The organism is Pseudoxanthomonas sp. UC19_8 (assembly GCF_042700505.1).
Taxonomy (GTDB): domain Bacteria; phylum Pseudomonadota; class Gammaproteobacteria; order Xanthomonadales; family Xanthomonadaceae; genus Pseudoxanthomonas_A; species Pseudoxanthomonas_A winnipegensis.
The window spans coordinates 2,640,199-2,656,827 of the sequence record NZ_CP170559.1; the positions used below are offsets into that span (position 1 = coordinate 2,640,199).

Below are 16,629 nucleotides of genomic sequence, written 5' to 3' on the forward strand. Positions count from 1 at the left end.
TAGCGCAAGCCCCGAAATGACGTTGTGGGTCCTTGGACTGAATCACCAGACCGCGCCGGTCACCCTGCGCGAACGGGTGGCGTTTGCCGGCGAGGCCCTGCCGGCGGCGCTGGACGCGCTGCGGGCCCTGCCGCAGGTCAGCGAGGCCGCGCTGCTGTCCACCTGCAACCGGACCGAGCTCTACGCCGTGGCCGACGACGCCACGCCGCTGGTGCAGTGGCTGGCCGCGCATGGGGAGGGGCTGGACACGTATCTGTATCGCCACCGCGATGCCGAGGCCGTGCGCCACCTGTTCCGCGTGGCCACCGGGCTGGATTCCATGGTCCTGGGCGAACCGCAGATCCTGGGCCAGGTGAAGGACGCCTGGGCCCTGGCGCGCGAGCATCAGGCGCTGGGCAACGGCCTGGACCGGCTGTTCCAGCAGGCCTTCGCCGTGGCCAAGCGCGCGCGCACCGACACCCGGGTCGGCGCCAACCCGGTGTCGGTGGCCTCCACCGCGGTGCGGCTGGCGCAGAACTCCTTCGCCCGCCTGAGCGACTCGACCGTGCTGCTGGTCGGCGCCGGCGAGACCATCGAGCTGGCCGCCCGGCACCTGAGCGAGGGCAAGGTGCGGCGCCTGTTGATCGCCAACCGCACCCTGGCCCATGCCCAGGCGCTGGCCAGCCAGCACGGCGGCTATGCCCTGCCCCTGGACGAACTGGACCGCCACCTGGCCGAGGCCGACGTGGTGTTCTCCGCCACCGCCGCGCGCGAGCCGGTGATCAGCCGCGCGCAGGTCGCCCAGGCGCTCACGCGGCGCCGGCACAAGCCGATGATGCTGTTCGACCTGGCCGTGCCGCGCGACATCGAGGCCAGCGTCGCCGACCTGGCCGACGCTTACCTCTATACCGTCGACGACCTGGAGCGCGCGGTCGAGGAAAACCGCCGCAGCCGCCGCCAGGCCGCCGACGAGGCCGAGGCCATCATCGACCTGCAGGTGGCGCGCTTCGTCGAGACCCTGCAGGCCGCCCCGCGCCAGGAGCCGCTCAAGCGCCTGCGCGCCTACGGCGAGACCACCCGCCGCGACGCGCTGGAGAAGGCCCAGGCGCAGCTGGCCAACGGCCGCGACCCGGCCCAGGTGCTGGAGCAGCTGGCCCACACCCTGACCAATCGCCTGCTGCACCCGCCGACCGCCGCCCTGCGCGAAGCGGCGCTGCGCGGCGATACCGAACTCACCCGCGCCGCCGAACGGCTGTTCCCGGCCAAGGCCCCCTACTCCCACGCCACGTTGCCCGATGACGCCGACCCTGCGCCGTAAGCTGGAGGCGCTGGCCGAGCGTCGCGAAGAACTCGAACGCCTGCTCGCGGACCCGTCCGTTGTCGCCGACACGTCGCGCTTCCGCGATCTCTCGCGCGAATTCGCCCAGCTGGCGCCGCTGGCCAGCGCGCTGGACGCCGAGGCGCGCGCCAAGGCCGACCTGGCCGCCGCCGAGGCGCTGCGCGCCGACCCGGAGATGCGCGAGCTGGCCGAAGAGGAAATCGCCAGCGCCCAGACGCGCCTGGCCGAGCTGGAGGACGAACTGCTGGCCCTGCTGGTCCCGCGCGATCCGCGCGACGAGGGCAACCTGTTCCTGGAGGTGCGCGCCGGCACCGGCGGCGACGAGGCGGCGATCTTCGCCGGCGACCTGTTCCGCATGTACGCGCGCTACGCCGAGCGTCAGGGCTGGAAGGTGGAAGTGGAATCCGACAGCCCCGGCGAGCACGGCGGCTACAAGGAGGTGGTGGCGCGCATCGTCGGCCGCGGCGCGTATTCCCGGCTGAAGTTCGAATCGGGCACCCATCGCGTGCAGCGCGTGCCGGCGACCGAATCGCAGGGCCGCATCCATACCTCCGCCGCGACGGTGGCGATCATCCCCGAGGCCGACGAGGTCGAGGAGATCGTGATCAACCCGGCCGACCTGAAGGTGGACACCTTCCGCTCCTCCGGCGCCGGCGGCCAGCACGTCAACAAGACCGATTCGGCGATCCGCATCACCCACGTGCCGACCGGCGTGGTGGTCGAATCGCAGACCGAGCGCAGCCAGCACGCCAACCGCGACAAGGCCATGAAGCGGCTCAAGGCCCAGCTGCTGGACGCCGAGCGCAGCCGGCAGGCCGCGGCCGAGGCGCAGACGCGCAAGCTGCAGGTCGGCAGCGGCGACCGCAGCCAACGCATCCGCACCTACAACTTCCCGCAGGGCCGCATCACCGACCACCGCGTCGAGGGCCTGACCCTGTACGACCTGCCCAACATCATCGAAGGCGGTATGGACGAACTGATCGGCCGGCTGGCGCAGGAGCACCAGGCCGACGAACTGGCGCGGTTGGCTGAGGGTTGAGCCAAGCGCAGGCCGTCGACGCGCCTGCTGGGTGGATCAGGCCGTCTTTCCGGCACGCGCGTATCGGGCCGAGGAACGGCGCGGCAGGCTAAAGACCAAGAGCCCAGGCCGGGAGAACCGCGCCATCCATGCGCTTGCCGACATGCATCAGTCCGTCATTCCCGCGAAGGCGGGAATCCATGGACGTGAAGCTTCAGATTGAAGGGCATCGGACCAGGTGATGGCCGCCCGAGGCAGAACACCAGCAGCCGTCGTTCCCGCGAACGCGGGAATCCAGCGCCTTTGAGTTTCCCGCGTCAAAGTCCATGGGTTCCCGCATTCGCGGGAACGACGGTAGTGGGGCTGTGGGGGCTTTAAACGGAAAGCAGACTAGGCAATGCGCGCTTCCAGCAGCGACATCTCGCCCGCCTCTGGTCCGATAGCTTGCCCGTCACTCAGCGCCAGCCCGCCTTGCGCGCAGCCTGCTCCCCGCCGGCATCCAGCGCGTCGCCGTCGATGCGCGCATCCACCACATCGAGCACCGCCGGCGGCAGCGGCGAGGCGGCCTGCCTGAGCTCGCCCTGCGCGTGCTCGGCATCGCGCGCCAGCACCGGCAGCGACCAGCCCTGGGCGCCGCGGCAGGCCAGGCCCGCGGTCCTGGCCGATTCGACGCGGAAGGCGCGGCAGTACTGCCCGTCCTGGTCGCGGAAGCTCAGGGCGATCTGCACCTTGCCCGCGTGATCGGCGGAGAGCTGATCGTCCAGCGCGGCGGCCAGCGCGCCGCGCGCCTGCAGGCCATCGGCGCCCTGCACCCAATCCGTGCCGCCGGTGCCGCGCAGCCAGGGCAGCGCGATCACCGCAAGCATGACGCCGGCCGCCAGCGCGCCCAGGTGCGTCCACAGCGTGCGCGCCCGCTTGCGCGGCGGGAACGCCACCACGTTGCTCGGCGCCGCCGTCGGCTCGGCCGCGGGCTCGGGCGATGCCGCGCCGTGGCCCAGGACGAACTGCACCAGCGCGTCAGGCACCGGTTCTTCGAGCGCGGCGGCATGCGAGGTGCGCACACGCGCGTCCAGGCGCCGCTGCCGCGCCACGCGCGCGGCCAGCTCCGGATCGCGCGCCAGGGCGGCATCGACCTGCGCCGCGTCCTGCGGGTCCAGCTCTTCGTCCAGGTAAGCCATCAGGGTGGCGTCGTCGATGTTCATGTCGCTTCTCCAGGTTCGCCCAGCAGGGCCTGCAACGCCTCGCGCCCACGCGCGAGTCGGCTGGTCAGGGTGCCGATCGGAATCTCCAGCACCTGCGCGGCCTCGCGGTAGGCCAGGCCTTCCACAAGCACCAGCGCGATGGCGCTGCGCTGTTCCTCCGGCAGGCGCGCCATCGCCGCCTCCACCGACAGGCGCAGCGCGTGCGCCCCGACCGCGTCCTCGCCGACCTGCTCGCCCAGCTCCGCATCGGCGAACATCTCCTGGCCGCTCCGGCGCGCGCGCACCTCGTCGATCCAGGCGTTGCGCACGATGCGATACAGCCAGGGATCCAGCGGCTGGGCCGGATCCCACTGCGCCGCGCGCGCCAGCGCGCGCTCGGCGGCGACCTGCAACAGGTCGTCCGCATCGTGCGGTGTGCCGGCCAGATTGCGTGCGTAACGGCGGAGTTTGGGCAGCCGCTCGCACAGCGCCTGGCGGAAAGACGGGCTCGCCGCGTCCTGCTTCATGCCTGATATACGATTGGGAAGCCAGATTGCTTCCATGACCCGCGCAACATTTTTCCCCCTGCCACGGCGATCCCAAGGCGGCGCGATCCTAGCGCAGACCGCCGCCCTTGCGGCGCTGCTGGCCTGTGCGCCGGTCGCCATGGCCCAGTTGCAGCCGCTGCCGCCCCTGCCGCAGGCCGCCGCGCCGATCACCCGGACGCTGGGGCAGGTCGTGGACCCGCTGATGCGCGACGCCACCACCCTGGCCGACCGCACCCTCACCCAGGCACGCCAGCTCGGCCAGCGCCAGCTGCTGCGCGAGCACCGCGACGTGCTCGATACCGATCCCAACGACAACGTGGTGATCCGCAGCCAGGTCCTGGCGCTGGCGCCGACCCCTGAGGCGCTGGAACGCGCGCGCCAGGCCGGCTTCACCGTCGAGGCGCCGCGCCGGCTCGACGGGCTGGACCTGGAGGTCGTGCCGCTGCGCGCGCCGGCCGGTCAGTCCACGCGGCGGGCGGTGGAGGCGTTGCGCGCACTCGATCCGGCCGGCAGCTACGACTACGACCATCTCTATGCCAGCAGCGGCGCGGCCGAAGCGGCCAGCGGCGCTGCGGCGACGCCCGCCGCGGGAGCGGCCACGCCCTGGCGCGTCGGCCTGGTCGACAGCGGCGTGGACGCCGGCCACCCCGCGCTGAAAGGCGTGCAGGTGCAGCGCTGGGGCTGCGACGACCAGCCGCACCCGGACCTGCACGGCACCGCGGTGGCCTCACTGCTGGTCGGCGATGGCCAGCACGCGCAGCCCGGCGTGCAGCTGTTCGCCGCCGATGTGTATTGCGGCGCGCCGACCGGCGGCAACGCGCTGGAGGTCGCCCAGGCACTGGCCTGGCTGGCCCGGCAGCAGGTCCGCGTGGTCAATCTGAGCCTGGTCGGTCCGGACAATAAGCTGCTCAAGCGGGCGGTGGCCGCGGCCATCGGGCGCGGCATGGTCGTGGTCGCCGCGGTCGGCAACGACGGGCCGGCGGCGGCGCCACTGTTTCCTTCGGCCTATCCAGAGGTGATCGGCGTGACCGCGGTCGATCCGCGCGATCGCGTGCTGCCCGAAGCCGGGCGCGGTCCGCAGGTGGATCTGGCGGCAGTCGGCGCGCAGGTGGAAGCCGCCGCGCCGGGCGGCAGGTTCGAACGCATGCGCGGCACCTCGTTCGCCGCTCCGCGCGTGGCCGCGCTCGCTGCGCAAGCCTTGGCCGTGCATCCGGACGAGGATGCCGACGCCCTGCTAGCCGCCCTGGCGGCGCATGCGCGCGACCTCGGCAAGCCGGGCCCGGACCCGGTCTACGGCCGCGGGCTGGTCCCGGGCACGCCAGATGAACAGGCGGCAACACGTTAGAAACGCCGGGAAGAAATTTTCCCGCTGGGCCGTAGTGCTTCCTGAAGGCAGCGGATTTCCCGCGCCAACGAGGGAGACATCTCATGCGTCACAACACTCTGACGTGGGCCACGGCCGCCATCATCGCGCTGGCCACCACCGGTGCATCGGCTCAGGTCCTGGGCGGCCTGGGTGGCCAGGTGGGCGGCGCCATCGGCGGCGCCGGCAACCTTGGCGGTCAGATCGGCGGCATCGGTGCGCCCGTGAACGGCATCGGCAACACCGTCGACAACACCCGCGGCATGGCCGGCGATCGCCTGCAGCAGACCCGCAACCGCGCCGAGCGCGCCACCCAGCGCGCCCAGCAGCGCGCGTCGGACACCGCCGCCTCGGTGCGCGATCAGGCGCAGTCGGTCGGCGGTCAGGCGCAGGCGCTGGGCAGCGCCGCCGGTTCGGCCGCGTCGCTGACCGGGGACGCCAGCGGCACCGGCAACGCCGCGGCCAGCGCCTCGAACGGCGACCTGAGCGGTGCGCTCAACGGGGCCGGCAACGCGGCTGGCTCGGCCAGCCTCGACACCAGCGGTGTGACCAGCGCCGCCGAGTCCAGCGCGGCGCAGGCCGCCGGCTCGGCCCGCGCCGGCGCCAGCCAGGCCGCGCAGGGCGTGCGCAACACCGCCGGCCGCGTGCGCAACGGCGCGCAGGCCGCCGCGACCCGCGCCCAGAGCGGTGTGCAGGGCGCCGCCAGCCAGGTCGGCAGCGCCGTCTCGCAGGCAGGTGACAGCGCCGCGTCGACCAGCGCCAACGGCTCGGCCTCGGGCAACGCCAACGGCAGCGGCGCGCTGGGCAACAGCCTGGGCAACAGCACCAGCAACGCCGCCGCCTCCGGCAACACCAGCGGCAACGCCAGCGGCAGCGCCTCGCGCAATGGCGTGAACGCCTCGGTCGGCGGCTCGGCCAACGGGTCGGCCAACGCCAGCACCCAGCCGTAAACGTCAGCTGCGGTCCGCACCGGCGCCGGCTTCCTTCGGGAGGCCGGCGCCTTTCATTTGGACGCGGCCTTCGTTGAAGCCTCACCGCCCTGGGCTTAGGCTGGCGCGATGAGCCATGCAGATACCTTGATTCCCCTGCGCCTGTGCGTGCTGACCGTCTCCGACTCGCGCACCCTGGCCAACGACAGCTCCGGCGACTACCTGGTCCAGGCGGCCACCGACGCCGGCCACCTGCTGCACGAGCGCACGCTGGTGAAGGACGACATCTACCGCATGCGCGCCATCGTCTCGGCCTGGATCGCCGATGACGAGGTGGACGGCGTGCTGATCACCGGCGGGACCGGCTTCACCGGGCGCGATTCCACGCCCGAGGCGATCGCGCCGCTGCTGGACAAGCAGATGCCCGGCTTCGGCGAGCTGTTCCGCGCGGTCAGCGTGGAGGAGATCGGCACCTCCTCGCTGCAGTCGCGCGCCTTCGCCGGGCTGGCCAACCAGACCTTCGTGTTCTGCCTGCCGGGCTCGACCTCGGCCTGTCGCACGGCTTGGGAGAAGATCGTCTCGGCCCAGCTCGACGCCCGCACCCGGCCCTGCAACCTGGCGACCCTGCGGCCACGGCTGAAGGAATAAGCTCGGCCGCCACGCCCGCGCCAGGACCCGTCATGAGCAAGAAATTCAAGCGCAAGGACTACGAGGAAGCGCTCGCGCCGCTGCAGCTGCAGCTGGTCAACCTGTCGCGCTGGCTGCTGCAGACCGGCAAGCGCGTCGTGGTGATCTTCGAAGGCCGCGACACCGCCGGCAAGGGCGGGGCCATCGATGCCATCCGCGAGCACCTCAATCCGCGCCAGTGCAAGGTCGTGGCGCTGCCCAGGCCGTCCGACCGCGAGGCCACGCAGTGGTATTTCCAGCGCTACGTGCAGCAGCTGCCGGCCGGCGGCGAGATCGTACTGATGGACCGCAGCTGGTACAACCGCGCCGGCGTGGAACGGGTCATGGGCTTCTGCACGCCGGACCAGTACACCTCCTTCCTGCAGCAGGTGCCGATCTTCGAACGGCTGCTGATCGACGACGGCATCCTGCTCTTCAAGTACTGGCTGACCGTGGACCAGGCCCAGCAGGAGGCACGCTTCGCCGAGCGGCTGGAGGACCCACTCAAGCGCTGGAAGCTCTCGCCGGTGGATCTGGAGGCGCGCAAGCAGTACGCGGCCTATACCGAGGCACGCGAGGCGATGCTGGCCGCTACCCATACTCACCACGCGCCGTGGACCCTGGTGGACTTCAACGACCAGCGGCGCGGGCGCATCACCCTGATCCGCGACCTGCTCTCGCGCCTGCCGGATACCACCGTGCCACCGGCCCGGCTGGACATGAAACCCCTGCACGGCAAGCTGCTGACCGAGACCTACCACCTGATCGAGCCGATCCCGGATACCAGCGACGAGCGGTAACGCCGGTAACGCGTCAGCCAATCGCCCGGCGAGGGCGTCCGGGCCACAGCGACTGAATACACGGTGACAAATGCTGCCCCCGCAGCGTGACGAAATGCGCTAAACCTTTCATCATGTGTTCATCACGGCACCTGTGCCCGTGCCGGACGTCACCCATGCTGCATTTCGCCCCTGCTTCCGCCTCGCCCCCCCTCCCGCCGCGCGTCCGCCTGATCACCCGTGACAACGGGGTGGGGCTGCGCCGCGACCTGGTCATCATGTCGCGGGCCCTGGCCAGCGCGCAGATCGGCAGCCAGGCGCTGGCCTTCGGCGGATCGCGCATGGGCAACAACCTGCGCCAGGCCCGGGCCCGACTGGGGGCCCTGGCCACCGGGCGCATCGAGACCCAGATCTTCCTGGAGCGTGTCTACCGGGGCTGCCTGCCGGCCGCCCGGCGCAACGTGCTGGTCCCCAATCCGGAGTGGATGCTGGACAAGTGGCTGCCGCTGCTGCCGCGGTTCGAGCGGGTGCTGTGCAAGACCCGCCACGCCGAGCGGGTATTCGGCGCGCTGGGCTGCGAGACGCGCTACATCGGCTTCACCAGCGAGGACCGTTTCGACGCCAGCGTGCCGCGCCGCCGCGCCTTCCTGCACGTGGCCGGGCGCAGCACCGCCAAGGGCACCGAGGCGGTGGTCCAGGCCTGGCTGCGCCACCCGGAGTGGCCGACCCTGACGGTGGTGCAGTCGCGCGATGTGCCCCGGATCGTGGCCCCCAACATCAATCACCGCCTGGACTACCTGGACGATGCGCAGCTGCGCGAACTGCAGAACGCGCACGCCTTCCACCTGTGCCCGTCCGAGGCTGAAGGCTTCGGCCACTACCTGGTCGAGGCGCTGAGCACCGGCGCGGTGGTCATCACCACCGACGGCGAGCCGATGAACGAGCTGGTCACCCCGGAGCGCGGCCTGCTGCTGCAGCCCTCGGCGCAGCGGGCGATGGCGCTGGGCACGCGCTACCGCGTGGAGGCCGAGGCGATCGAGGCGGTGGTCGAACGCGCGCTGGCGCTCAGCCCCGAGACCTGCGCCGCGCTGGGCGAGGCCGCGCGGGCCTTCTTCCTGGACAACGACGCGGCTTTCCCCCAGCGCCTGGCCCAGGCCCTGCAGCTGTCGCTGGACCCGGAAGTGCCGCGCCGCGGCCTGGCCCGTCTGGCCACCGCCATGCTGCCGGGCCAGAGCACCGGCTGAGCACCGCGGCGGTCAGCCGATGCCGAAGCCCGGCGCGACCGCCTCATCCCAGGCTGCACGTTCCAGCGCATCGACCCGCGCCAGCGCGGGGCCGTGCGCCAGCCAGACGGCCAGCGCCTCCACGGCGGCGGGCTCGCCGCGCGCCACCACCTCGACCCGGCCATCGGCCAGATTGCGCGCGTAGCCGTCCAGCCCCAGCGCGCGGGCCTGATCGCGGGTGGAGGCGCGAAAGAACACGCCCTGCACCCGTCCGCTGACCAGGAACCGGGCGGCGATGGCGCTCAGGACTTGGCCGCCGTGCCGGCGTCGACGGCCTGTTCGATCTCCTGCGGGGTGATCGGCCCGAGGAAGCGCTTGGCGATCCGGCCCTGCGGATCGAGCAGATAGGTCGTGGGCAGGCCGGCCGGCGTCTCGAACGCGGCCGGCGGGTGATCCATCGACACCTGCGCGATCGGATAGGCGACCGGGTGCTGCTTGAGGAAGGCCACCAGCGCATCCGACGCGATGTCGTCGAAGGCCAGGCCGACCACGTCGATGTCCTGGCGCCGCTGGTCCAGTTCGGACAGGGCCGGCATCTCGGCCAGGCAGGGATGGCACCAGGTCGCCCAGAAGTTCACCACCACCCAGCGCCCGCGATGCGTGGCCAGGTCGAGCGTGCTGCCGTCGGTGGCGGTCAGCTTCAGCGCGACCGGGCCGTCGGCGGCGGCCGGTGTGGACGGCGGCGCGGTGGTCGCTTCGGGCGCGGCGACGGCGGGTGCGGACGGGGCGGGCGCCTGCGCGCGCTGGCAGGCGGCCAGCACGAGCAGCGCCGTGCAGGCCAGGAACAGGGGCAGAACGCGGGAACGGGAGGGCGTCATCAGCGGTGCGACTCGGGCAGGTTGCGGTAGAGGGTGCCGGCGTGGTGCTGCAGCAGCTCGCGCACGGGCAGGCGGACGCGGTCCAGCGCCTCGCGCGCGGCCACGCCCAGCGCGTCGTCCTGGCAGGGCAGCGTCACCTCGGCGATGGGGATGCGCAGCTGGCAGGCCTCGTAGAGTTCGGCCAGCGTGGTGTCTTCCAGATCGCGGGCCAGCAGCCACTGGCCGTCGTCCGCACAGCGCAGCAGGTTGATGCGCGCCAGATGGCCGATCAGTTCCTGGACCAGCGAGTCGGTCAGCATCGGCTCGAGCTTCATGATCTGGTTGTCGGTCAGGCCATGGCCGTGGCGCCGCGCCTCGACGAAACGCCCGAGCAGGCGCAGCAGGCCGTAGATCTCGAAGCCCTCCGGCAGGCGCATGGCCTGCGGCTGGTAGCGGAAGGCCGCCATCGACGAGGCCAGCGAGGCGCCGAGCAGGATCGAACTCCAGCTCAGATAGATCCACAGCATCAGGATCGGCGCCACCGCCACCGCGCCATAGATGCGCGTATAGGAATTGAAGCTGGCCAGATACAGGCCCATGCCCCACTTGATCGCCTCCAGCCCCACCGTGGCCAGCAGCGCGCCGGCGAAGGCGTAGCGCCACTGGATGGATCGATGCGGCACCACGCGGTAGATCGCGGCGATCGCGCACAGCTCGATCAGTACCGGCGCCAGCGACAGGGCCAGCGAGGCCACCTGCCGCCCCTCGGCGGTCCGGAACAGCGGCAGCGCGAACACCTTGGCGGTAATGGCCAGCGAAGCGGCCGACAGCAGCGCGCCCAGCGTCAGCACCGTCCAGTACATGACGAAGCGCCCCAGCCGCGGGCGCGTGCCCGACACGCGCCAGATGCGGTTGAACGCGGCCTCGACGCTGTTGAGCGTGATCAGCAGCGAGATCACCAGGGCGATCACGCCGGCCACGGTCAGATCGCGCGCCGCCGCGGCGAACTCCTTCAGATAGCCTTGCGCCGAGCGCGCCGCGCTGGGCACGAAGTTGGAGAACACATAGTCGCTGAGCGTGTCGCTCCACTGGCGGAAGCCGGGGAACGCGGCCAGCACGCCGAAAACCACCATCGCCAGCGGCACCAGCGCGAACATGGTCGTATAGGCCAGCGCGGCCGCGGTCTGGAACAGGCGGTCGTCCCAGAAGCGCCCCAGCAGAAAGCGCGCGAACGCCGTCAGCCGCGCCCGGTCGCGCACGTGCTCGTTCCAGCGATGCAAGGTGGAGGCCAGGGACATCGGGGCCAAGCCTACCCGAAGTGGCGTGGGCGGCTGTGGTGGCGGCCATCCTCGGCCGCGACAAGCCGGCCTGCCAGCGCCGATACTGGCGCCCCTTGCCGCGTGGATGCCCCGCCGATGCCCGAGATCCTGGTCCTCTACTACAGCCGTGGCGGTTCGGTCGCGCGCCTGGCGCGGCAGATCGCACGCGGCGTCGGCGAGGTCGAGGGCATGGCGGCGCGTCTGCGCACCGTGCCGCCGGTGGCGGTGGTGACCGAGCGCAGCGCGCCGCCGGTCCCAGACGAGGGGGCGCCCTACGTCGACAAGCAGGACCTGGCCGACTGCGCCGGGCTTGCGATCGGCAGCCCGACGCGCTTCGGCAACATGGCCGCGCCGATGAAGTTTTTCTTCGATTCGCTGGGCGCCGAATGGGCCAGCGGCACGCTGGTGGGCAAGCCGGCGGCGGTGTTCACCTCCACCGCGAGCCAGCACGGCGGACAGGAAGCGACGCTGCTGAGCATGCAGATTCCGCTGCTGCACCACGGCTGCCTGATCGCCGGCATTCCGTTCACCGAGCCGCAGCTGAGCACCACGCGCACCGGCGGCACGCCTTATGGCGCCAGCCACGTGGCCGGCGGCGAGGACGATCCGCAGCCCAGCGAGGAAGAGGCCGCGCTGGCCCGTGCGCTGGGCCGGCGCCTGGCCGACATCGCGCGTCGGCTGCAGGCCACGCCATGAGCGGCGTGCGCACCCCGCGCCCACTGCTGGCGCTGATGCTGCTGGCGCTGTCGGCGCTGTTCGGCTGGTGGTTCCGCGACGATCGCCATGCGCTGGCCACGCTGCTGGTGTTCACCGCCCCGCCGCTGCTGCTGGCCATCGGTGCGCGGCTGGGATCGCGGCTGGCGGTGTTCTGGTCGGGTGTGCTGGCGCTGGGCTGGTTCAGCCACGGGGTGATGACGGCCTGGTCGCATCCGGAAGTGCGGCTGTACGGCTGGATCGAGCTGGTGCTGGCGCTGGCCATCGTGCTGACCTCCAGCTGGCCGGGGCTGCGCGCGCGGCTGAGCCGCAAGCCGAAGACCGGCGGCGACGCACGCTAAAATCGTCCGTCTTCGATCCCTGCCTGGACCACGCCGTGAACGCTCTTTCCTCGCCCATGGACGATCTGCTCATCGTCACCACCGGCGGCACCATCGACAAGATCTACTTCGACGACAAGTCCGACTATCAGGTCGGCGAGCCGCAGATCGGTCGCATCCTCAAGGAGCTGGGCGTCGCGTTCCGCTTCACGGTGATCCCGATCATCCGCAAGGATTCGCTGCACATCACCGACGCCGACCGCGAGCTGATGCGCGCCACCATCGCCGCGCAGTCCGCGCGGCATGTGCTGATCACCCACGGCACCGACTCGATGGTGCAGACCGCGCAGGCGCTGGCCTCGCTGGAGGACCGCGTGATCGTGCTCACCGGCGCCCTCAACCCGGCCGGCTTCCGCGGCTCGGATGCCGAGTTCAACATCGGCTGCGCGGTCGGTGCGGTGCAGTCGGCGCCGGAAGGCGTATGGATCGCCATGAACGGCCGCATCTGGGACCCGCGCCATGTGCGCAAGAACGTGGCAGCCAACCGCTTCGAACCGGCCTGAGGCAGGCGTAGCTGTCAGCGGAGGCTCTCGCGCGGCATGTTTTGAGGCTTCGGTTCGAAAGAAGCCCTCGATCCATCCGCGAAGGGCCTCTACCGGTTGGGTGCGCACCCCCCGTCATTGTGGGAGCCGCCGTGGCGGCGATGGGGCTTGGCCGGGCAATGCTTTGAGCAGCAGTGGAGCTTTAATGGGAGAGCCTCATCGCCGCCATGGCGGCTCCCACCGAAGCATGAGGCGCGGTCAGTGCTTCCCCATTCCGGCTCTGCGGACCGAGGCGCCGCGCCCGGCCGGATCGAGGCCGGTGGGCGAGGTGCGCTTGTCGCCCCGCGTGCATGTCACCGACTGACTCACGCACCCACACACTTCCGCGAAGAGCAACAAAAAAACCCGCCGGGCATCCCTGCTCCGGCGGGTCGTTCGTTGCGCGCTTCCTTACGGCGCAGGGCGGGCGTCCTTTACCCCGCGCAATCCTTGCGCGACCCTGCGAACCTGGTGACGGATTACGGGGTGTAGCTCCCGGTCAGCTGCACGCCCGAATAGGTCGAGTAGGCCTTGACCCGCACGTAGTAGGTCCCGGTCTGCGGCGAGGCGAAGCTGCAGCTCTCCGAATTACCCGACTTGTACGGCCGGCAGGCGTAGGTCGAATCGGTCGGCGCACTGCCGAACCTCACATACAGGTCCGCATCGCCCGAGCCACCGCTGATGGTGAACTTCAGGTTGGTGGCGCCGGCCGGCACGTTGAGCGTGTAGTTGACCGAATTGCCGGTGCTGGCCGACAGCCCGGTCACCGCCACGCCGTTGGTGAGCGTCGAACCGCTGCTACCGCCGCCGCCACTGCTACCGCCGGCCTTGGCCGCATCCACCGCCGCACGCGCCTGCAGGATGCCGGCGCCGATCGGCTGCGACGGCGTGGACGGGAAGGCCCGCGCGGTATTCTTCAGGATCGTCTCGACCTGGGCCGGGGTCAGCGCCGGGTTGGCCACCGACTGCATCAGCGCCACCACGGCCGCCACGTGCGGGGTGGCCATCGAGGTGCCGCTGTAGGAGGCGTAGGTCTCCGAACCCGGCGAGGTGGTGCCGGAATTGAGCGTGGAGAGGATGCCCGAGCCCGGCGCGGCGATGTCCACCAGCGAACCGTAGTTGGAGTAGCTGGCACGCGCCCCGCTGCTGGTGGTCGCGCCCACGGCGACGACGTTGTTGCAGTTGGCCGGGCTGGCGTTGGAGACATTGGTGTTGTCGTTGCCGGCGGCGATCACCAGCGTGGTGCCGCGCGACACGGCGCCGTTGATCGCGGTCTGCGTGGTCGTGCCGCAGGCTCCGCTGCCGCCCAGGCTGAGATTGATCACCTCGGCCGGATTCTGGTTGGCGGGTACGCCGCTGACCGTGCCGCCGGAGGCCCAGACGATCGCGTCGGCGATGTCCGAATCGAAGCCGCCGCACTTGCCCAGCACGCGCACCGGCACGACCTTGGCGCCGTAGGCGATACCGGCCACGCCCTTGCTGTTGTTGGTGACCGCGGCGATGGTGCCGGCCACGTGGGTGCCGTGCCAGCTGCTGTTCTGCGCAGACTGCGGCACCGGGCGGCCAGCCGAGTCGGTGCCGCACTCGCCGGCGGCCAGCCAGTCGCCCGGATCGCTGGGATCCGAATCGCGGCCGTCGCCGTCGTTGCCGATGGTGGTGCCGCCCGGCAGCGTGTAGGCGGTGATGAAGTCATAGCCGGGAAGGATGTTGGCGCTGAGGTCCGAGTGCGAGGTGATGCCGGTATCCAGCACCGCCACCACCGTACCCGCGCCGTTGGTCACGTCCCACGCCGTGGTGGCGTACATGCCGCCGGTGCCGGTGCCCAGGTCCCACTGGTCGCCGAAGCGGGTGTCGTTGGGCGTCAGCGTGGGGCGATTGAGCTTGTCCACCTCCACGTAATCCACGTCGGGATCGGCGGCGATCTGGCGCATCAGCGTCTCGGCGTCGGCGCGGTCCAGCTTGCGGCTGGCCACCACCACATCCGAACCCACCGCGGTGCGGCGCAGGTGCCGCAGCCCCAGGGCCGCGCCCTGCGCCGAGGGCACGGCGCGCGCGATGCCGCTCAGGGACTGGGTCAGCGACGCGTCGCTGGTCGCCTTGGTGCTGCCGTCACGGTACTTGACGATGAAGCGCTGGAATCCTTGCTGCTCGGTCGACTGCAGGCCGCTGAGGTTGACCCGACCCTGGGCCATCGCCGGGGACAACACCATCGTGGACAACGCGATGGCGGTTGCGGCGGTCAGGGCACGCAGCTGCAGACGACGCTTGGACACAACATCGGACATCGTGAATTCCTTTTTCGCTTGAGTAGACCGCGCTTGGCGCGGAGAAGAACCGGCGATGACCCACGGCCACATCGGGGGCTGTTTGGCGTGGACTGCAGCGCGTGTGACCTCCGGCGGACGGGTTTGCCGTTATGGCGAACCTGACCGAAACCTAACCGAGGCGAACGTGCCGCGAGATGGCCTCGATGTCATTCTGTGACCGAGTGCGTCATGAAAAAAACTCATCTAGACACCCACTGAAACCATCAGGATGCGAGCTGTTGCGGTCGAAACCTGTCCTGTCTTGGCCTTTCAAGGCCTGAGCGCGTCATTCCGCGACCTCGGCGAGACATCCCTCGCCGCAAACGACGACGCCCGGCGCGAGGCCGGGCGTCGGGGGGCCGCTTGCTGCGGCGCGTCAGGGTCTGCGATCAGGCATCCAGGCGCACCAGCCAGCCGTGGCGGTCCGGCAGGCGGCCGTACTGGATGTCGGTCAGCTCCTTGCGCAGCGACATGGTGACCTCGCCGGCCGGCGCATCCGGGCTGCCCACGGCGAAGCCCTCGCCCTTCAGCTCGCCGATCGGGGTGACCACCGCGGCGGTGCCGCAGGCGAAGACCTCGGAGATCGTGCCGTCGGCCACGCCCTGCTTCCACTCGTCGATGGAGACCTTGCGCTCCTCGACCTGCAGGCCGCGGTCGCGCGCCAGCTGCAGGATGGATTCGCGGGTGATGCCTTCCAGGATGCTGCCGGACAGCGCCGGGGTGACCAGGCGGCCGTCGGCGAAGACCAGGAACACGTTCATGCCGCCCAGTTCCTCGACGTACTTCCCCTCGACCGGGTCCAGGAACAGCACCTGCGAGCAGCCCTGGGCCTGGGCGATGGTCTGCGGCAGCAGCGAGGCGGCGTAGTTGCCGCCGCACTTGGCCGCGCCGGTGCCGCCCTTGCCGGCGCGCGCATAGTCAGTGGACAGCCAGATCGAGACCGGCGCCACGCCCTTGGTGAAGTACGGGCCGGCCGGGCTGGCGATGACGTAGTAGGACGCCTTCTGCGCCGCGCGCACGCCCAGGAAGGCCTCGTCGGCGATCATGAAGGGGCGGAAATACAGGCTGGTTTCCGGCGCCGAGGGCACCCAGGCGCCGTCGACGGCGATCAGCTGGCGCAGCGACTCGACGAACAGCTCCACCGGCAGCTCCGGCAGCGCCAGGCGCTTGGCCGAGCGCTGCAGGCGCGCGCCGTTGGCCTGCGGACGGAAGGTCCATATCGAGCCATCGGCGTGGCGATAGGCCTTGATGCCTTCGAAGATCTCCTGGCCGTAGTGCAGCACCGAGGCGGCCGGATCCAGCGACAGCGGACCGTAGGGCTGCACCCGGGCGTCGTGCCAGCCGTCGGCGCGCGTCCAGCGGATGGCGACCATGTGGTCGGTGAAGTGGTTGCCGAAGCCCGGTGCGGCGAGGATCGCCTGGCGATCGGCATCGCTGCGCGCGGCGGCGGAGGGCTGGACGGTGAAAGCCTGGGACGAAGACATGGACCGCGACCTTGCTGGAGGAC

17 protein-coding genes are annotated in these 16,629 nt (G+C 71.1%); 10 read left to right on the plus strand and 7 right to left on the minus strand.

From position 1 onward, the window contains the following. Positions 1-16 precede the first annotated feature (16 nt). Both hemA and prfA read left to right on the plus strand, forming a co-directional pair. The gene (hemA, locus tag ACFJIT_RS11705) at positions 17-1,297 is read left to right on the plus strand and encodes a glutamyl-tRNA reductase (protein WP_130523406.1); all 1,281 of its coding nucleotides are present in this window, start codon (positions 17-19) and stop codon (positions 1,295-1,297) included. Then, positions 1,275-2,357: a peptide chain release factor 1 gene (gene prfA, locus ACFJIT_RS11710; RefSeq protein WP_379653687.1), complete on the plus strand. Its 1,083-nt coding sequence runs from the start codon at positions 1,275-1,277 to the stop codon at positions 2,355-2,357. The genes hemA and prfA overlap by 23 nt, the downstream gene beginning before the upstream one ends. Positions 2,358-2,791: 434 nt before the next feature. On the opposite strand, the gene ACFJIT_RS11715 is transcribed toward prfA, so the two are convergent. Beyond that, on the minus strand, positions 2,792-3,538 hold the full coding sequence (locus tag ACFJIT_RS11715; RefSeq protein ID WP_379653688.1) for a hypothetical protein: 747 nt from the start codon (positions 3,536-3,538) through the stop codon (positions 2,792-2,794). After that, entirely contained in the window at positions 3,535-4,044 is a 510-nt protein-coding gene (locus tag ACFJIT_RS11720; RefSeq protein ID WP_379653689.1) for an RNA polymerase sigma factor, read from the minus strand. The genes ACFJIT_RS11715 and ACFJIT_RS11720 overlap by 4 nt, the downstream gene beginning before the upstream one ends. A gap of 139 nt (positions 4,045-4,183) precedes the next feature. Here ACFJIT_RS11720 and ACFJIT_RS11725 point away from each other — a divergent pair, with 139 nt between their 5' ends. From ACFJIT_RS11725 to ACFJIT_RS11745, 5 genes are all read left to right on the plus strand, one after another. After that, the gene (locus ACFJIT_RS11725; RefSeq protein ID WP_379653690.1) at positions 4,184-5,410 is read left to right on the plus strand and encodes a S8 family serine peptidase; all 1,227 of its coding nucleotides are present in this window, start codon (positions 4,184-4,186) and stop codon (positions 5,408-5,410) included. 83 nt (positions 5,411-5,493) lie between these two features. After that, positions 5,494-6,378 (plus strand): hypothetical protein, encoded by an 885-nt coding sequence (locus ACFJIT_RS11730; protein ID WP_379653691.1) that lies wholly within the window; start codon positions 5,494-5,496, stop codon positions 6,376-6,378. A gap of 108 nt (positions 6,379-6,486) precedes the next feature. Then, a complete protein-coding gene (moaB, locus tag ACFJIT_RS11735) occupies positions 6,487-7,005 on the plus strand; it encodes a molybdenum cofactor biosynthesis protein B (RefSeq protein ID WP_130523401.1) in 519 nt (172 codons plus the stop codon). Positions 7,006-7,037: 32 nt separating this feature from the next. Next, a complete protein-coding gene (gene ppk2, locus ACFJIT_RS11740; RefSeq protein ID WP_379653692.1) occupies positions 7,038-7,823 on the plus strand; it encodes a polyphosphate kinase 2 in 786 nt (261 codons plus the stop codon). Positions 7,824-7,978: 155 nt separating this feature from the next. Then, positions 7,979-9,046 carry a glycosyltransferase gene (locus ACFJIT_RS11745; protein WP_379653693.1) on the plus strand — a complete coding sequence of 356 codons (1,068 nt, stop codon included), beginning with the start codon at positions 7,979-7,981 and terminating at the stop codon, positions 9,044-9,046. A gap of 12 nt (positions 9,047-9,058) precedes the next feature. Here the strand turns inward: ACFJIT_RS11745 and ACFJIT_RS11750 are convergent, their stop codons facing one another. The 3 genes from ACFJIT_RS11750 to ACFJIT_RS11760 are packed head-to-tail and all read right to left on the minus strand — an operon-like array spanning position 9,059 to position 11,180. Beyond that, entirely contained in the window at positions 9,059-9,331 is a 273-nt protein-coding gene (locus tag ACFJIT_RS11750) for an acylphosphatase (RefSeq protein WP_379655766.1), read from the minus strand. After that, positions 9,328-9,903, minus strand: a complete 576-nt coding sequence (locus ACFJIT_RS11755; protein WP_379653694.1) for a TlpA family protein disulfide reductase — start codon at positions 9,901-9,903, stop codon at positions 9,328-9,330. Before ACFJIT_RS11755 ends, ACFJIT_RS11750 begins: the two co-directional genes overlap by 4 nt. After that, complete coding sequence (locus tag ACFJIT_RS11760) at positions 9,903-11,180, minus strand: YihY family inner membrane protein (RefSeq protein WP_379653695.1); 1,278 nt, start codon at positions 11,178-11,180, stop codon at positions 9,903-9,905. Before ACFJIT_RS11760 ends, ACFJIT_RS11755 begins: the two co-directional genes overlap by 1 nt. Before the next feature lie 117 nt (positions 11,181-11,297). Here ACFJIT_RS11760 and wrbA point away from each other — a divergent pair, with 117 nt between their 5' ends. Genes wrbA through ACFJIT_RS11775 form a run of 3 tightly spaced genes read left to right on the plus strand, consistent with a single transcriptional unit; the run spans position 11,298 to position 12,798 of the window. Next, positions 11,298-11,897 carry an NAD(P)H:quinone oxidoreductase gene (gene wrbA / locus ACFJIT_RS11765; protein WP_130523398.1) on the plus strand — a complete coding sequence of 200 codons (600 nt, stop codon included), beginning with the start codon at positions 11,298-11,300 and terminating at the stop codon, positions 11,895-11,897. Continuing rightward, a complete protein-coding gene (locus ACFJIT_RS11770; protein WP_379653696.1) occupies positions 11,894-12,256 on the plus strand; it encodes a DUF2069 domain-containing protein in 363 nt (120 codons plus the stop codon). Before wrbA ends, ACFJIT_RS11770 begins: the two co-directional genes overlap by 4 nt. 56 nt (positions 12,257-12,312) lie before the next feature. Then, positions 12,313-12,798, plus strand: coding sequence for an asparaginase domain-containing protein (locus tag ACFJIT_RS11775; RefSeq protein WP_130516244.1), 486 nt, complete (start codon positions 12,313-12,315; stop codon positions 12,796-12,798). A 497-nt stretch (positions 12,799-13,295) separates the two neighbouring features. Here ACFJIT_RS11775 and ACFJIT_RS11780 read toward each other — a convergent pair whose 3' ends face one another. Next, a complete protein-coding gene (locus ACFJIT_RS11780) occupies positions 13,296-15,101 on the minus strand; it encodes a S8 family peptidase (RefSeq protein ID WP_337054770.1) in 1,806 nt (601 codons plus the stop codon). A gap of 410 nt (positions 15,102-15,511) precedes the next feature. Beyond that, entirely contained in the window at positions 15,512-16,606 is a 1,095-nt protein-coding gene (locus ACFJIT_RS11785; RefSeq protein WP_130523395.1) for a branched-chain amino acid aminotransferase, read from the minus strand. Positions 16,607-16,629: the final 23 nt, after the last annotated feature.

What these genes read in the sequence shown, in the direction of transcription:
- wrbA (WP_130523398.1), top strand. Translation starts at nt 11,298, where the DNA reads ATGCCCGAGATCCTGGTCCTCTACTACAGCCGTGGCGGTTCGGTCGCG.
- ACFJIT_RS11775 (WP_130516244.1), top strand. Translation starts at nt 12,313, where the DNA reads ATGGACGATCTGCTCATCGTCACCACCGGCGGCACCATCGACAAGATC.
- ACFJIT_RS11745 (WP_379653693.1), top strand. Translation starts at nt 7,979, where the DNA reads ATGCTGCATTTCGCCCCTGCTTCCGCCTCGCCCCCCCTCCCGCCGCGC.
- ACFJIT_RS11715 (WP_379653688.1), bottom strand. Translation starts at nt 3,538, where the DNA reads ATGAACATCGACGACGCCACCCTGATGGCTTACCTGGACGAAGAGCTG.
- ACFJIT_RS11720 (WP_379653689.1), bottom strand. Translation starts at nt 4,044, where the DNA reads ATGAAGCAGGACGCGGCGAGCCCGTCTTTCCGCCAGGCGCTGTGCGAG.
- ACFJIT_RS11725 (WP_379653690.1), top strand. Translation starts at nt 4,184, where the DNA reads ATGGCCCAGTTGCAGCCGCTGCCGCCCCTGCCGCAGGCCGCCGCGCCG.
- ACFJIT_RS11755 (WP_379653694.1), bottom strand. Translation starts at nt 9,903, where the DNA reads ATGACGCCCTCCCGTTCCCGCGTTCTGCCCCTGTTCCTGGCCTGCACG.
- prfA (WP_379653687.1), top strand. Translation starts at nt 1,275, where the DNA reads ATGACGCCGACCCTGCGCCGTAAGCTGGAGGCGCTGGCCGAGCGTCGC.
- ACFJIT_RS11760 (WP_379653695.1), bottom strand. Translation starts at nt 11,180, where the DNA reads ATGTCCCTGGCCTCCACCTTGCATCGCTGGAACGAGCACGTGCGCGAC.
- ACFJIT_RS11785 (WP_130523395.1), bottom strand. Translation starts at nt 16,606, where the DNA reads ATGTCTTCGTCCCAGGCTTTCACCGTCCAGCCCTCCGCCGCCGCGCGC.
- moaB (WP_130523401.1), top strand. Translation starts at nt 6,487, where the DNA reads ATGAGCCATGCAGATACCTTGATTCCCCTGCGCCTGTGCGTGCTGACC.
- ACFJIT_RS11770 (WP_379653696.1), top strand. Translation starts at nt 11,894, where the DNA reads ATGAGCGGCGTGCGCACCCCGCGCCCACTGCTGGCGCTGATGCTGCTG.
- ACFJIT_RS11730 (WP_379653691.1), top strand. Translation starts at nt 5,494, where the DNA reads ATGCGTCACAACACTCTGACGTGGGCCACGGCCGCCATCATCGCGCTG.
- ppk2 (WP_379653692.1), top strand. Translation starts at nt 7,038, where the DNA reads ATGAGCAAGAAATTCAAGCGCAAGGACTACGAGGAAGCGCTCGCGCCG.
- hemA (WP_130523406.1), top strand. Translation starts at nt 17, where the DNA reads ATGACGTTGTGGGTCCTTGGACTGAATCACCAGACCGCGCCGGTCACC.
- ACFJIT_RS11780 (WP_337054770.1), bottom strand. Translation starts at nt 15,101, where the DNA reads ATGTCCGATGTTGTGTCCAAGCGTCGTCTGCAGCTGCGTGCCCTGACC.